The organism is Streptosporangium minutum (assembly GCF_002149035.1).
Taxonomy (GTDB): Bacteria; Actinomycetota; Actinomycetes; order Streptosporangiales; family Streptosporangiaceae; genus Streptosporangium; species Streptosporangium minutum.
In genome coordinates, this window is sequence record NZ_NGFP01000239.1 from 1 (window position 1) to 14729 (window position 14729).

The following is a 14729-nucleotide window of genomic DNA, read 5'->3' on the forward strand; positions in this document are numbered from 1 at the left end:
GGGCGGCGGAGTCGGAGCCGCCGTGGGGGCGGGCGAGGACGAGGACACCGACGCGGCCTCCGGCGGCGCGGCGGCGCCGCAGCCGGCGGCGAACAGGGCGAGCGGGACGAGGGCGAGTGCGACGCTGGTGCGCTTCATGGTGGGCCTCCTGGCTCGTTAGATGCCCCGGACCCGGGAGTGGTTCACCCCATAGGCCGGATCAGCCGCGGCCAGATCGTGACAGCGGGTCGAGGAGGGAGTCAGGGACCCCGCCGGCGGTCGAGGCGGCGACACGCGACAAGGCCGCCGCCGGGACCCCCGTCCCCGGCGGCGGCCGTCCCGCGCTCCGCGCCGGGCCGTGTGCCCCGGGCGGCCGCGCGAGTGCCGTCAGACGGTCTCCAGCACCCTCTCGTCCTCGACGGCGACGGCCGTACGGGGACGGCGGAGACCGGTGAGGGCGATCACCAGGCCGACCAGCCCGAGGATGCCGGAGACCGTGATCGCGGCGCGGAAGCCGTCGATCGGGTCGGCGCTCGTGTTCGAGGTGAGCACCGCCGTCACGATGGCCAGCACGACCGCGCCGCCGACCTGCCCGGAGGTGTTGAGCAGGCCGGAGGCCAGCCCCTGCTCGTCGTCCGCGACGCCGTTGGTGGCCTGGATGTTCAGCGACGGGAAGGAAAGGGCGAAGGCGATGCCCAGCAGGACCATGCCGGGGATGATGAGGGTGGCCAGGCTGGGGGCGCCGTCCACCCGCAGGAAGAAGGCGTATCCGGCGGCCAGCGCGGCCGAGCCGATCACGATCAGCCGGGCGGTGCCGAACCGGTCGGCCAGGCTGCCCATCTTGGTGGACGTCACGGCCACCAGCAGTCCGGCGGGCAGGAACGCCAGGGCGGTCTCCAGCGCCGACCAGTGCAGGAAGTTCTGGAAGTACTGCATGGCCACGAACTGGAAGCCGACGTAGGAGCCGAACAGGATCACCAGGCCGAGGTTGGCCCGGACGATCGGCCCCGAGCGCAGGATGCCGAGCCGTACCAGCGGGTGCCTGACCCGCTGCTCGGCCAGCACGAACACGACCAGCAGGGCCACGGCGGCGGCGAGGGTGACGATCGTGCGGACCGAGCCCCAGCCCGCCTCGGGGGCCTCCACCACGGCGAACACCAGCAGCAGCATCGAGCCGGTGATGGTCGTCGCGCCGATGAGGTCGTAGCCGCCCTCGGCCCTCTCCTCGCGGCGCTTGGGCAGGAACCTCAGGGCCGCGACCAGGGCGATGATCGCGACGGGGACCGGCATGAGGAAGGTCCATCGCCAGCCGAGCTCGGTCAGGAATCCCGAGATGACCAGGCCCAGGGAGAAGCCGCTGGCGCCGGAGGCGGTGAAGATGCTGAGGGCCCTGTTGCGGGCCGGGCCCTCGGCGAAGGTCGTGGTGATGATGGACAGCGCGGCGGGGGCGGTGAAGGCGGCGCTGATCCCCTTGACGAAACGGGCGGCGATCAGCAGCGTGCCGTCGCTGACCAGGCCGCCGAGCAGAGAGGCCACGGCGAAGACCGCCAGCGCGACCAGGAAGACCCTGCGCCGCCCGAGCAGGTCGGCGGTGCGGCCCCCGAGCAGGAGCAGACCGCCGTATCCGAGCACGTAGCCGCTGACCACCCATTGCAGGGAGGAGGTGGACAGGCCGAGGTCGGCCTGGATGGACGGCAGGGCGACGCCCACCATCGAGACGTCGAGGGCGTCGAGGAACACGACAGCGCAGAGCACCGTGAGCGCGGCCCAGAGGCGCGCGTCCCAGCGCCCGCCGTTGGAGGAGGGGATCATGTCGGCCAACAATACATGCAGACGCATCTAATGCAAGAGAATTTAATTCGTATGCATTTAATGTTCACGCATGGTACGCTCCGCGGCATGAGCGAGGAGTACGCCGTCCGCGCGTGGCGAGATGTGCTGGCCAAACATGCCGCTGCCGCCTGCGCGCTGGAGCGTGAGCTCTCCGAGAGACACCGGCTCGGGATGAGCGAGTTCGAGGTCCTGGAGCGGATGGTCGAGGGCGGCCAGGAGAAATACCGGGTCCAGGAGGTGGCCGACGCGGTCCACCTGAGCCAGAGCGCCTGCTCACGACTTATCGCCCGCCTGGAGAAGTCGGGACTGGTCTGCCGGGGGATGTGCGAGGCCGACCGGCGGGGCGTCTTCGTCCTCATCACCGAGGAGGGCCGCGCGCGTCACGCGGCGGCGCTGACCACCCATCGCACCGTGCTGGCGGACATCTTCGCCCCCTAGCGGCCCGCACACGGCGCCAGAACGCCCCAGGAGGGCTCCGTGGGACCGTCTCCCCCGCCCGGACAAGCTCAGACGCGAGACTGCGCCACCGGCATCTGGACCCGTCTCCGGGCCGCTCAGCCCCGCGGACAGGGCCGCCTCCCGGCCCTGCCGGGCGGGGAGGCGGTCCGCCGGACGACGCTCAGGCGGTGATGCGGTCGATCACCAGCGGGAGCAGGCCGGGGTCGGCGGTCTCGCCGATCACGTAGGCGCCCTCCAGCGCGGCGAGCGCCCGCTCGAAGCGGGACGTCTCGTCGGCGTGCAGGGTCATCAGCGGCTGCCCCTCGCGGACCAGGTCGCCCGGCCGGGCGTGCAGCATGATGCCCGCGCCGAAGGACACCGGGTCCTCCTTGCGCTCCCGGCCCGCGCCGAGCCGCCAGGCGGCCAGGCCCACGCCGTACGCGTCGAGTCCGGCCAGCACCCCGGACGAGGGCGCGGTGATCTCCATGGTCTCGGCGGCCCTCGGCAGCAGGGCGTCCGGGTCCCCGCCCTGCGCACTGATCATCCGGCGCCAGGCGTCCATCGCCGAACCGTCCTTCAGCGCCCGCTCCGGGTCCTTGCCCCCGGACAGGCCCGCGGCCTGCAGCATCTCGCGCGCCAGCCGTACGGTCAGCTCGACCACGTCGTCGGGCCCGCCGCCGGCGAGCACCTCGACGGACTCGGTGACCTCCAGGGCGTTGCCCACGGCGCGACCCAGCGGCCGGTCCATGGCGGTGAGCAGCGCGACGGTCTCGACGCCGGCGTCGGCGCCCAGCTCGACCATGGTCGTGGCCAGCTCCCGGGCCCGCTCCACGGTCTTCATGAAGGCGCCGGAGCCGACCTTGACGTCCAGCACCAGCGCCCCGGTGCCCTCAGCGATCTTCTTCGACATGATCGAGGAGGCGATCAGCGGGATCGACTCGACGGTGCCGGTGACGTCGCGCAGCGCGTAGAGCTTCTTGTCGGCCGGGGCCAGCCCGTCACCCGCCGCGCAGATGACCGCGCCGGCCGCACCGAGCACGTCGAGCATCTCCTGGTTGGACAGGGACGCCCGCCAGCCCGGGATGGACTCCAGCTTGTCCAGGGTGCCGCCGGTGTGGCCGAGTCCCCGGCCGGAGAGCTGGGGCACGTAGCCGCCGCACGCGGCGACCAGCGGGGCCAGCGGCAGCGTGATCTTGTCGCCGACGCCGCCGGTCGAGTGCTTGTCGGTGGTACGGCCGGGCAGCGCCGACCAGTCCATCCGGGCCCCGGACCGGATCATGGCCCGGGTCCACTCGCCGATCTCCCGCCGGGTCATGCCGTTGAGCAGGATCGCCATCGCGAGGGAGGACATCTGCTCGTCGGCGACGACGCCCTTGGTGTAGGCGTCGATCACCCAGTCGATCTGCTCGACGGACAGCTCCCGGCCGTCCCGCTTGGTGACGATGACGTCGATCACGTCCATGCTCAAGCCCCCCGGCTCAGATCTTCGGGTCCGAAGGCGTACGGCAGGATCTCCGCCATCGGCTTGGGACCGTCCACGGTCTCCACGAGCAGCCCGGCACCGCCGAACTCGTACAGGAGCTGGCGGCACCGCCCGCACGGCATGAGCAGCTCCTCGTGCCCGTCCACGCAGGTGAAGGCGATCAGCCGGCCGCCGCCGGTGGCCTGCAGCGCCGACACCAGCCCGCACTCCGCGCACAGCCCGACGCCGTAGGAGGCGTTCTCCACGTTGCAGCCGGACACGATCCGGCCGTCGTCCACCAGCGCGGCGGCGCCGACGGGGAACTTGGAGTAGGGGGCGTAGGCGTTCCCCATGGCCCGTACGGCCTCCGCCTTCAGCGCGGCCCAGTCGATCAGGTCCATCAGTGCTGTTCCCCTCGGCGATAGCGCACACCGTCGGCCTTGGGCATTCGCAGGCTCTGCGAAGCCGCCGAAAGAACCAGCAGCGTCAGCACGTGCGGCGTGATGAAGACGAACTCGTTGGGCAGCTTGTCGACGGTCATCCAGAGCCAGAGCAGCACGATGGCGGCGAGCGAGGCCGCCACGGCGCCGGTGTACTGCCTGACACCGGGCTCGCCCGCGGCCAGACGCCTGCGGACCTCCGCGCCGGTGTAGATGAGCAGCAGCAAGGCGCCGAAGAGCAGCAGCCCGGTGACGGCCTGGGAGCTGCGCAGCTGCAGGCCGTCGGCGTAGCCGAACAGGGAGGCGCCGGCGGCGAGACCGCCCGGCCGCCAGTTGCCGAAGATCATTGCCGCCAGGCCGATGAACCCCCGGCCCGCGGTCTGCCCCTCGACGTACTTGGTGGTGACGAAGACCAGGAACACGCCGCCGAGACCGGCCAGCGCGCCCGAGATGACGGTCGCGACGTATTTGGTCAGGTAGACGTTGACGCCCAGCGACTCGGCCGCCCACGGGTTCTCACCGCACGAGCGCAGCCGGAGCCCGAAGGCCGTGCGCCAGAGCACGAAGAACGTCAGCGGGATCAGCGCCACCGCCAGGATGACCAGCACGTTCACATCATGCGTGAGGCCGCGCAGGATCCCCGCGACATCCGAGATCAGGAACCAGTGCGTGCTCTCCAGCTTCCCGAGCAGATCCGGACCGTCGGACAGGAGCGGCAGGCTGACGCTCGGAGCCTCGGAGGCGAGCGTGGGCGACGTCGTGATGCCCGCGCCCTTCTCGGCCGCGGGCGTGCCCTGGGCGTACAGCACCTCGGACAGGAAGCGGGTGACGCCCGGCCCCAGGAGGTTGATCGCCACACCGCTGATGATGTGGTCGACGCCGAACGTCACGGTCGCGATCGCGTGGATCAGGCCGCCGAGCGCCCCGCCGATCAGACCGGCGATCAGCGCCGCGGCGGCACCCCACTGGTAGCCGGCCCATCCGGCGAACCAGGTGCCGAGCACCATCATGCCTTCGAGGCCGATGTTGACGATGCCCGCCCGCTCCGCCCACAGGCCGCCGAGTCCGGCCAGCGCGATGGGCACGGCGAGCAGCAGGGCCGCCGCGAACGTGCCCGACGAGGTGAGCTCGGGGGCGTCCGCGACAAGGCGGGCGAGCGACAGGAGCAGGATGAGCAGCGCCACACCGACGAGCGCCAGATGGTAACGGCGCACACGGCGGGCCTCGGAGGCTGCCACGGACGTGGTCATGCGGCCACCTCTGCTTGGGCTTGGCTGGTGGTGTCGAGTTGGCGGGCGGCCCGCCGTTCCTCCTGGCGCATCGACACCCGGCTGGTGATCTCGTTGGCGATCACGACCAGGAGCACGATCGTGCCCTGGATGATGGCGATGACGGACGGCGGGATGTCGGCGAACTGGAGCGGGGCGGCGGCCCGGTCGAGGAAGCCGAAGAGCAGCGCAGCCACCGCGATGCCGACCGGCTTGTTCCTGCCGAGCAGGGCGACCGCGATGCCGAGGAAGCCGAGGCCCGCGGTGAAGTTCGAGCCGTAGGCATGGGTGCGGCCGAGGATCTCCGGCATGCCGATGAGGCCGGCGATGGCGCCGGAGAGGACCATCGCGGAGATCACCATGCGCTTGGGGTTGACCCCCGAGGCGAGGGCGGCCGAGGCGTTCAGGCCGCTGGCCTTGACCTCGAAGCCGAACCTGGTCCGTTCGAGCACCACCCAGATGATCACACCCACCAGGATCGCGACGATCAGGAAGCCCCACAGGCCACCGCGCGGGGCCGGCAGGCCGAACATCTCGAACAGGAAGTTCAGGTTGGGGAACCAGGCCGACTCGGGCAGCTGGGGGGTGGACGTCGTGAGCTGGCCGGCCTCCCTCTCCCCGGTGAACGGGCCCCGGACCAGGAAGGCGGCGAGGTTGATCGCGATGTAGTTGAGCATGATCGTGGAGATCACCTCGTTCACACCGCGCGTCACCTTGAGCACGGCGGGAATCAGCGCGTAGAGACCGCCCACCAGCATCGCCACGACGATGATCAACGTGATCTGGATCGGGCCGGGCAGCACGAACTGGGAGCCCACGAAGGCGGCGACGATCGCCGCGAGGCGGTACTGGCCCTCGATGCCGATGTTGAAGAGGTTCATCCGGAAGCCGATGGCGACCGCGAGACCGGCGATGAACAGCGGGACGGCGCGGTTGAGGATGAACGCGACGGCGGTGGCCACCTGCGCCTGGGTGTCGCCGAAGTCGAACATCGCCTCAAGGGCGGTGATCGGGCTGGCCCCGGCCGCGAGGATCGCGATACTCGATATCGCGACGGCGAGCAGGACCGCCACCACCGCGCCCGCCAGGGTCAGCAGCGTGCGTTGCAGCCTCGCGGGCATCATGACTGCTCCTCGGCGATGGCTCCGGTCATGTATCCGCCGAGCTGCTCGGGGGTGACCTGACTCGGGTCGAGGCGGGCGACCATGCGCCCGCTGTAGATGACGTGAAGACAGTCCGACAGGCCGATCAGCTCGTCGAGGTCGGCGGAGATCAGCAGTACGGCGAGACCCGCGGCGCGGGCGGTGCGCAGGTGGTCCCAGATCGCGGCCTGGGCGCCGACGTCCACCCCGCGGGTCGGATGGGCGGCGATGAGGAACTTCGGCTCACCGCTCATCTCCCGCCCGACGATCAGCTTCTGCTGGTTTCCGCCGGAGAGCGCCAGGGCGAGGGTGTCGATGCTCGGCGTACGGACGTCGTATTCGGCGACGATGCGCTCGGTGTCCTTGCGCGAGGCCGCGCGGTTCACCCAGATCCCCTTGCGGGCGGGCTCCCTGGTCTGGTGACCGAGCACCCGGTTCTCCCACAGGGGCGCCTCCAGCAGGAGTCCCTGGCGGTGCCGGTCCTCCGGGATGTAGCCGATGCCGGCCTCGCGCCGGCGGAGCGTCGACCAGGTGGTGATGTCGTCCTCGCCGAGGACGATCCGTCCCCGGCTGAGCGTCTGCAGGCCCATGATGGCCTCGATCAGCTCGGACTGGCCGTTGCCCTCGACCCCCGCGATGCCCACGACCTCGCCGGCACGCACCGGGAAGCTGACGTCCTCCAGGAGCGGCTTGGCCGCGCCCCGCTGGATCGTCACGTCCCGCACGTCGAGCACGACGCGGTCGGTGACCGTGGACTCCCGGGTCTCCGGGGTGGGCAGCTCGCTGCCGACCATCAGCTCGGCGAGCTGCCGGGCGGTGACCGAGGCGGGATCGACGGCGGCGACCGTGGTGCCGCGCCTGATCACCGTGATCGCGTCGGCGATGCTCAGCACCTCGTCGAGCTTGTGCGAGATGAAGATGACGGTGAGGCCCTCGGCCTTGAGCTCGCGCAGGTTGGCGAAGAGCTCATCGACCTCCTGCGGCACGAGGACGGCCGTGGGCTCGTCGAGGATGAGGATGCGGGCGCCGCGGTACAGGACCTTGAGGATCTCCACCCGCTGCCGGTCGCCGACGCCGAGGTCCTCGACGAGCCTGTCGGGGTCGACCCGGAGCCCGTGGGTCTCGGCCAGCTGGTTGATGCGCTTGCGCGCGCCCGCGGTGTCCAGCAGGCCGCCCTTGCGCGGCTCGGCGCCGAGGACGATGTTCTCCAGCACCGTGAGGTAGTCGGCCAGCATGAAGTGCTGGTGCACCATTCCGATCCCCGCCGCGATCGCGTCACTGGGAGTGCGGAAGTTGACGTCCTCGCCGTGGACGCGGATCCTGCCCTCGTCCGGCCGCTGCATCCCGTACAGGATTTTCATCAGCGTGGACTTGCCGGCGCCGTTCTCACCCACGATGGCGTGGACCGTACCGGGTTCGACGGCGATCCGGATGTCATGGTTGGCGACGACACCGGGGAAGCGCTTGGTGATTCCCTCCAGCTCCACGGCGGGTGGCGCCGCGGCGAGGGTGTCCGAGCTCGTCGACAATGCGTTCTCCTGGAGAGCCTGGCCGGCTCACGGAATCGGGGCGGAGAGAGGGAGGGAGGCGAGGGGCCGGGGTGTGCCCTCACCTCCCGGAGGTAGTTCCCCCGCGTATCCGGCCGGATACGCGGGGGAACGGATTCACGGCTTCGCCGGAACGGTGACCGAACCGTCGACGATCTTCTTCTTGGCCTCGTCGACCTTGGCGGCGACGTCGTCGATGAACCCGCCGGAGGTGGACAGGCCCACGCCGTCGACCTTCAGGTCGTAGACGGTGTTGGAGCCGCCCTTGGCGCCGCCCTGGAAGGCCTTGATGAACTCGAACACGCCGACGTCGACGCGCTTGATCATGGAGGTCATGATGACCTTCTTGAGGTCGGCCTCCTTGACCGTCTCGTACTGGTCGGAGTCGACGCCGATGGCCTGCTTGCCCGCCGCGGCCGCCGCCTGGAAGACGCCCAGGCCCGAGTCGCCGGAGGCGTGGTAGACGATGTCCGCGCCGTCCTGGTACATCTTCTCGGCGGCGATCTTGCCCTTGTCCGGGGCCTTGAAGCCGCTGAAGTCGCCGTCGGGGGTCAGGTACTTGACGTCGATCTTGATGTCCGACTTGACCGACTTGGCGCCCGCCTCGAAGCCGGCCTGGAACTTCTTGATCAGGTCGTTCTCGACGCCGCCGACGAAGCCCAGGTGGCTGGACTTGCTCTTGTCGGCCGCCGCCACGCCCGCCAGGTAGGAGCCCTGCTCCTCGGCGAAGAGCAGACCGGTCACGTTCGGCGCGTTGGAGGCCGAGTCGACGACCGCGAACTGGATGTCCGGGTATTCGGTGGCAGCCGCCTTGATGTCCTCGCCGTAGGCGAAGCCGACGCCGATGATCGGGTTGTAGCCCGCGTTGGCGAGCTGGCGGAGCAGCTCACCGCGGTTGGAGCCGTCCGCGGCGGGGCTGAGGTCCTTGATCTCGGCGCCCAGTTCCTTCTGCGCACGCTCCAGGCCCGCGTAGGCCGAGTCGTTGAAGGACTTGTCGCCGCGGCCGCCGACGTCGAAGGCGAGACCGATCTTGAGGCCGTCCGCCTTGGGGGCCTCGCTGCTCGCCCCCTGGGTCTCGGTGCTCGCTCCCGAATCGCCGCTGCCGCCACCACACGCGGCCGCAGCCATGAGCATGGCCCCCGCCGTAGTGGCCATTGCCATCTTGCCGAACCGACTGCGAAGCAAGGTGACTCCTCCGTCTCTCCGCCGTACCAAATTTTGTGCACGCGCGAAGAAACGCACGGCAACCCTGCACGGAAGATAGTTGGTCAGATAGACCACTCCAAACCAGCACCCGAGTCCGCAACCTGCCTGTTACCGACCTCATTCGCGACTGTGACCGGAGCGGACGCCTCTCACTCGCCCCCGGGCCGCCCGGCGGGACGCCCGGACCGGGGGGCGCCCGCCGCGACGGGCTCACCACCCGATACGCCGGACCGGCACCGCGGACCTCGTCCCGCCGCCCGTCCCGCCCCTCTCTCCGGCCGGTGACGTCCACGGCGGGCCCTCCGGCTCCCGGGCCCCCGCCGACGCATCGAATTCATATCGAAAAAGGGGCCGCTCCGCCATTTCAAAAAGCTCTCCGAGTTTTCCAGAAAAGGCGGTCAATTGACCTGTCTTTCCCTTTCGGAAAAGCCGTCCCCACCCGGGGCCGGCTATGGCGGGCGTCATTCCGGGCACCCGCGGCGGTGGGGCGGCCGCGCCTCCGCCCGAGGCGGATCGACCGCGGCGACAGCCTCCGTCCCGGCGCCGTCCGGGGGGGCCGATCGCGAGCGCGCGGGCGGGTGAGAACCGAAGAAAATTCGGCTGCCCGGAAGATCAGGCCCCCTCTGACGGCTCCGGACGCGCCGTCGGGGCGGACCGCGGGGACGGTCGCCACGGCTCCCCGCCCGCCCGCCGGGCGCCATGCCCTTCACAGCGGGCGGAGTCTCGCGGAAGCGTCGGGGAAAGGCCATTGCGCTCCACCGGGATATCCGCGCGACGCCACGGCTCACCACCCATCCGGCGCCGAATCCAGGCCCGGGGGCACGGCCCTCATTCCCTCGGGTAAGGGAGCGGCCATAACCGCGGAAGCGCGGACCGGAACCACGCCGAATATCCCCCGGGCCCATTCACCGGGAATTATCGGGCACGTCCGCCCGGACCGCTCCACCGAGGAGCGGCTCCGGGCGATCGGCGCGCTACCTGTCCAGGTCCGGTGTCGCTCCACCGAAGAGCGGCTCCAGCCGGCCGGCGCACTACCTGTCCAGGTTCGGTGTCGCTCCACCGAGGAGCGGCTCCGAGCGGTCGGCGCGCTACTTGTCCAGGTTCAGTGCCACGAGCGGCTCGCTGACGCTGGGACGCCGCCCCTCCCAGAGGGCGGTCAGCGCGGTCGCCGCCAGGAACCGCACGCCGGTGCCGATGCAGGTCTCGTCCACGTCGAAGGTGCCCTGGTGGATGTCGGCCAGGTGGACCGAGCCCGGCTTGCGGGTGCCCAGCCGGGCGTAGGCCCCCGGGATGGACTCCAGGTACCAGCCGAAGTCCTCGCCGCCGAGGCTCTGCTGCGTCGGCACGGGAGCGCCCTCGCCGAGCACTCCGACCGCGGCCTCGGTCAGCATCTGCACACTGACCTCGTCGTTGACCACCGGCGGCACGCCGCGGGCGTAGTCCATCCGGGCCTCGACGCCGTAGGCGCCCGCGACCGAGTCGAGCAGTTCCTTGATCAGGTCGGGGGCCGCGTGCCAGGCCTCCTCGTCCAGGCAGCGCACGGTGCCCTCGGCGACGCCGTCGTCCGGGATCGCGTTGGCCACCGAGCCCGCCTCGACCCGGCCCCAGACCAGGCTCAGCGACGAGCGCGGGTCCACCCGGCGCGAGAGCCCGGCCGGCAGCTCCGTGAGAATCTTGGCGAGGGCGAAGACCAGGTCGGCGGTGAGATGGGGCCGGGCGGTGTGCCCGCCGGGGCCGGTCACCCGGATCGAGACCCTGTCGCAGGCGGAGGTGATCGGCCCGGTCTTCAGGCCCACCTTGCCGACGTCCGTCCGGGGGTCGCAGTGCAGGCCGAAGATCCGGTCGACGCCGCTGATGCCGCCCGAGGCCATGACCTCCAGCGCCCCGCCGGGAAGCTCCTCGGCGGGCTGGAAGATCAGCCGGACCCGGCCGGGCAGCAGCCCGGCCGCCGCCTGCTGGGCGAGGAAGAGCGCGGTGCCGACCAGGATGGTGGTGTGCACGTCGTGGCCGCAGGCGTGGCAGACGCCGGGGACGGTGGAGCTGTAGGGCACGTCCTTCTCGTCCGGCACGGGAAGCGCGTCGATGTCGGCCCGCAGCGCCACGGTCGGCCCGTCACCGCTGCCGACCTCGCAGATCAGGCCGGTGCCACGCGGCAGGACCGAGGGCACGAGACCGGCCGCCGTCAGACGGTCGGCGACGCGCTGCGTCGTGCGGTATTCGGCGAACGCGAGCTCGGGATGCATGTGCAGGTCACGACGGAAGTCGATCAGTTCCTGCTCACGCCCGGCGAGGAACGTGTCGAGTTCTCCCCGAAAATTACGCCCCCGCATTGGTCACCGTCCTATCCGCGCCAGCAGCCTGAGTCCTCGACGCACCGTGCCACTGCCCAGAATCACGTGATCCATGAGGCAGCCCGAAAAAAAGTGATCGCCGCACCGATGGGCCGGGGTGGGTGCATGGGCCACGCCAGTGCGACTGATGAACCGTCGGCACAGGAGCGGCGGACCAGTGTGAGGCCACCGGGCGTGCTGACGATGACATCGACTTTATCTCTCCTCCACGGCCCCTCGCCGACATCTAAGCCAAATGTTTTGCCGTCCCATCCCCTACTCCTGTGACTCCTGGCCCACACGGACCAGAGGCGATGGTCCGGATGGGCTAGGGGCGGTAGCCGTACCGGGTGATGCCGCGGCGGCGATGGCCGCTTCCGGCCCCGTTGAAACCTCGGCGACCTGGCAATTTACGTGACCTCAGGTGCCAGTCATCGAACCCGAGGGAGTGATGCAAACCGGAAGAATGCATGCTTCACTCCGCATATGATCACTAATATCCCGTTCGGGGAGAAGCATTCCAGATTAAGCATCTTCGAACCGAACGAGGGGACCCTGGTGGTCATCCCGTCACTCTCGCTCCCCCAGGACGAGCTGCGCAGGATCACCGGCGCCCTGTGCTACGAGGAGCGGCTGCTGTTCCTCCTGCTCACCCTCAGGCAGCCGGACGTCGAAGTCGTCTACCTGTCCTCGGCTCCGGTGGACACCGCGATCGTGGACTACTACCTGGGCTTCCTCGACGACCCCGACGAGGCGCGCACCCGCCTGCAAATGATCAGTTTGGATGATCCGCGCACGGGGCCGCTCACCATGTCGCTGCTGCGCCGCCCGGATGTCGTCGCGCGGATCCGCGCGGCGCTCGGCCGTACGGCGGGCGCCTGGATGGTGCCGTTCGTGGTCAGCGAGGCCGAGGAGCGGCTCGCCGAGATCCTCGGCCTGCCGATCTACGGCCCGGCCACCTCGCTGGCCCACCTCGGGTCCAAGAGCGGCGGACGCATGATCGCCGAGGAGGCGGGGGTGCCGATGGCCCGGGGATTCGCCGACCTGCGGTCGCTGACCGAGGTGGAGCACGCGGCCCGCGCGCTGAGTCCCAGGTCCAAGCTGATGGTCAAGCTCAACAACAGCTACTCCGGGCTGGGCAACGCCGTCGTGGTCAAGGATGAGCGGCCGCTCACCGCCTGCCACACGAGCTTCTCGGCGGCGGACGAGAACTGGACGACGTTCGCCGAGAAGATCGCCGAGCGGGGCGCGGTGATCGAGGAGTTCATCGAGGACCGTCCGCTGCACTCCCCCAGCGCCCTGGCCAGGATCACCCCCGGCGGCGCCTACGACGTGGTCGCCACCCACGAGCAGCTCCTCGGCGGCCCGAACGGCGACCTCTACCAGGGCTGCGCCTTCCCCGCCCGGCCGGAGTACCGGGCGCAGGTGGGCGAGTGCGCCGAGCGGATCGCCCGGGTCCTCGCCGGCCGGGGCGTGGTGGGCCTGTTCGGCATGGACTTCTTCGCGGTCAAGACCGACGCCGGCTACCGGGCCCTGCTGTGCGAGATCAACCTGCGGATCGGGGGCACCACGCACCCGTTCGGCGCCGCCCTGCTCACCACGGGCGCCTCCTACGACCCCGGCACCGGGACGCTCGTGCACGGCGGCCGGTCCAAGTACTACGTGGCGACCGACAACTGCACCGCCGCCTGCCTGCGGGGCCGTACGCCCGCGGAGGTCGTCGAGCTGATCGACGACAGAGGTCTCGGCTTCGACCGCGAGACCCGCACGGGCAACGTGCTGCACCTGCTCGGCGCGGTCCCGGAGTACGGCAAGCTCGGTTTCACCAGCATCGGCGACTCGGCCGAGGAGGCCGCCGAGCTACACCAGAGGACGCTCCGGGCGCTTGACCAGTCCGCGTAGGCCGATCACGCCCAGCACGATCGCCAGGACGAGGTTCACCGCGATCAGGATGCCGTGCACCACGTAGAAGGCCGTCGGGTGGCCGTCCGCGAGGTTGAAGCCGAGGCTGATCCACTCGAAGATCATGAAAGCGGCGAGGGCGACCAGGAATCCAGCGATCTTTCGCGACATTTGCATGACATCAGTATTCCGTTGCCTGCTCTGTGCGCAGGTCAGCGTGTGGGTCACCACATACGAATCGGTACGAAGCTACCCTGAGATCACTATGGGGATGAAATACGTCGCGCCCGTCGGGGTGCTGCTCGCGGCGACCACCTTCCTGGGCGTTTCCGCGCACGCCGAGAGCGGGCCCGTCGGCGGTAAGGATCTCGGCGACCGGGGCCTGGTCGTCCCAGCCGGAGTGAAGGCGCCTCCGAAGACGGCCGCGAAGTCCTACGTGATCGCGGACGCCGAGACCGGGGAGGTGCTCGCCGCCAAGGACCCCCACGGGCGCTACCTCCCGGCGAGCACGCTCAAGGCCCTGACCGCGCTCACCCTCATCCCCAAGCTCGACAAGGACCGGAAGGTCAAGCCGAGCAGCCGCGCCGTGAACGAGGAGGGCAGCGCCGTCGGCCTGGTCTCCAAACCCATCTACACCGTTGACGACCTGTTCAAGGCATTGATGCTGGTCTCGGGGAACGACTGCGCGATGGCGCTGGCCGAGGCCAACGGCGGCGTGGCCAAGACGCTGCAGGACATGAACGCCGAGGCCCAGCGGCTCCAGGCCTTCGACACGGTGGCCAAGACGCCGAGCGGGCTGGACAAGCCGGGCCAGAGCAGTTCCGCCTACGACCTGGCGCTGATCGCCCGGGCCGGGCTGGCCAATGACGATTTCCAGCGATATATCAGCACGAAGGTCGACAAGTTTCCCGCGCCCAAGGGCTACTACGAGATCGGCAACCACAACAAGCTGCTCTGGCGCTACAAGGGCATGATCGGCGTCAAGAACGGCTGGACCTCCAAGGCCCTGGGCAGCTTCGTCGGCGCGGCCAGGCGGAACGGCCACACCGTCATCGTGTCGATCATGCGGCACAAGGGTTACTTCTGGGACGAGGTCGCCGACCTGCTCGACTGGGGCTTCGCCACCCGCGGCAAGGCCGTCCCCGTCGGCCGGCTGGTGGACCCGCTCCCCGAACCCACCCC

General features: G+C 70.2%; 12 protein-coding genes. 3 read left to right on the forward strand and 9 right to left on the reverse strand.

Features of this window, described 5'->3' with window-relative positions:
• Nucleotides 1-366: 366 nt before the first annotated feature.
• The gene (locus CA984_RS35295; RefSeq protein WP_086577754.1) at nucleotides 367-1818 is read right to left on the reverse strand and encodes an MFS transporter; all 1452 of its coding nucleotides are present in this window, start codon (nucleotides 1816-1818) and stop codon (nucleotides 367-369) included.
• A 60-nt stretch (nucleotides 1819-1878) separates the two neighbouring features.
• Between CA984_RS35295 and CA984_RS35300 the strand changes: the two genes are divergently transcribed.
• Nucleotides 1879-2250 carry a MarR family winged helix-turn-helix transcriptional regulator gene (locus tag CA984_RS35300; protein WP_086577764.1) on the forward strand — a complete coding sequence of 124 codons (372 nt, stop codon included), beginning with the start codon at nucleotides 1879-1881 and terminating at the stop codon, nucleotides 2248-2250.
• Between the two features lie 181 nt (nucleotides 2251-2431).
• Here the strand turns inward: CA984_RS35300 and CA984_RS35305 are convergent, their stop codons facing one another.
• From CA984_RS35305 to CA984_RS35335, 7 genes are all read right to left on the reverse strand, one after another.
• Nucleotides 2432-3712: a thymidine phosphorylase gene (locus CA984_RS35305; RefSeq protein ID WP_086577755.1), complete on the reverse strand. Its 1281-nt coding sequence runs from the start codon at nucleotides 3710-3712 to the stop codon at nucleotides 2432-2434.
• A gap of 2 nt (nucleotides 3713-3714) precedes the next feature.
• A complete protein-coding gene (locus CA984_RS35310; RefSeq protein ID WP_086577756.1) occupies nucleotides 3715-4113 on the reverse strand; it encodes a cytidine deaminase in 399 nt (132 codons plus the stop codon).
• A complete protein-coding gene (locus CA984_RS47420) occupies nucleotides 4113-5402 on the reverse strand; it encodes an ABC transporter permease (RefSeq protein ID WP_086577757.1) in 1290 nt (429 codons plus the stop codon). The genes CA984_RS35310 and CA984_RS47420 overlap by 1 nt, the downstream gene beginning before the upstream one ends.
• Nucleotides 5399-6544: an ABC transporter permease gene (locus CA984_RS35320; RefSeq protein ID WP_242676347.1), complete on the reverse strand. Its 1146-nt coding sequence runs from the start codon at nucleotides 6542-6544 to the stop codon at nucleotides 5399-5401. Before CA984_RS35320 ends, CA984_RS47420 begins: the two co-directional genes overlap by 4 nt.
• Nucleotides 6541-8091 (reverse strand): ABC transporter ATP-binding protein, encoded by a 1551-nt coding sequence (locus tag CA984_RS35325; protein WP_086577758.1) that lies wholly within the window; start codon nucleotides 8089-8091, stop codon nucleotides 6541-6543. Before CA984_RS35325 ends, CA984_RS35320 begins: the two co-directional genes overlap by 4 nt.
• A 135-nt stretch (nucleotides 8092-8226) precedes the next feature.
• Nucleotides 8227-9294, reverse strand: a complete 1068-nt coding sequence (locus CA984_RS35330) for a BMP family lipoprotein (protein WP_086577759.1) — start codon at nucleotides 9292-9294, stop codon at nucleotides 8227-8229.
• A gap of 1109 nt (nucleotides 9295-10403) precedes the next feature.
• Nucleotides 10404-11645 (reverse strand): amidohydrolase, encoded by a 1242-nt coding sequence (locus tag CA984_RS35335; protein WP_086577760.1) that lies wholly within the window; start codon nucleotides 11643-11645, stop codon nucleotides 10404-10406.
• 486 nt (nucleotides 11646-12131) lie between these two features.
• On the opposite strand from CA984_RS35335, the gene CA984_RS35340 reads away from it, so the two are divergent.
• Nucleotides 12132-13547, forward strand: a complete 1416-nt coding sequence (locus tag CA984_RS35340) for a peptide ligase PGM1-related protein (protein WP_086577761.1) — start codon at nucleotides 12132-12134, stop codon at nucleotides 13545-13547.
• Here the strand turns inward: CA984_RS35340 and CA984_RS35345 are convergent.
• Complete coding sequence (locus tag CA984_RS35345; protein ID WP_086577762.1) at nucleotides 13506-13724, reverse strand: SCO4848 family membrane protein; 219 nt, start codon at nucleotides 13722-13724, stop codon at nucleotides 13506-13508. The genes CA984_RS35340 and CA984_RS35345 overlap by 42 nt on opposite strands.
• A gap of 94 nt (nucleotides 13725-13818) precedes the next feature.
• Here CA984_RS35345 and CA984_RS35350 point away from each other — a divergent pair.
• On the forward strand, nucleotides 13819-14729 hold a 911-nt coding region (locus tag CA984_RS35350), incomplete at its 3' end, for a D-alanyl-D-alanine carboxypeptidase family protein (protein WP_242676348.1).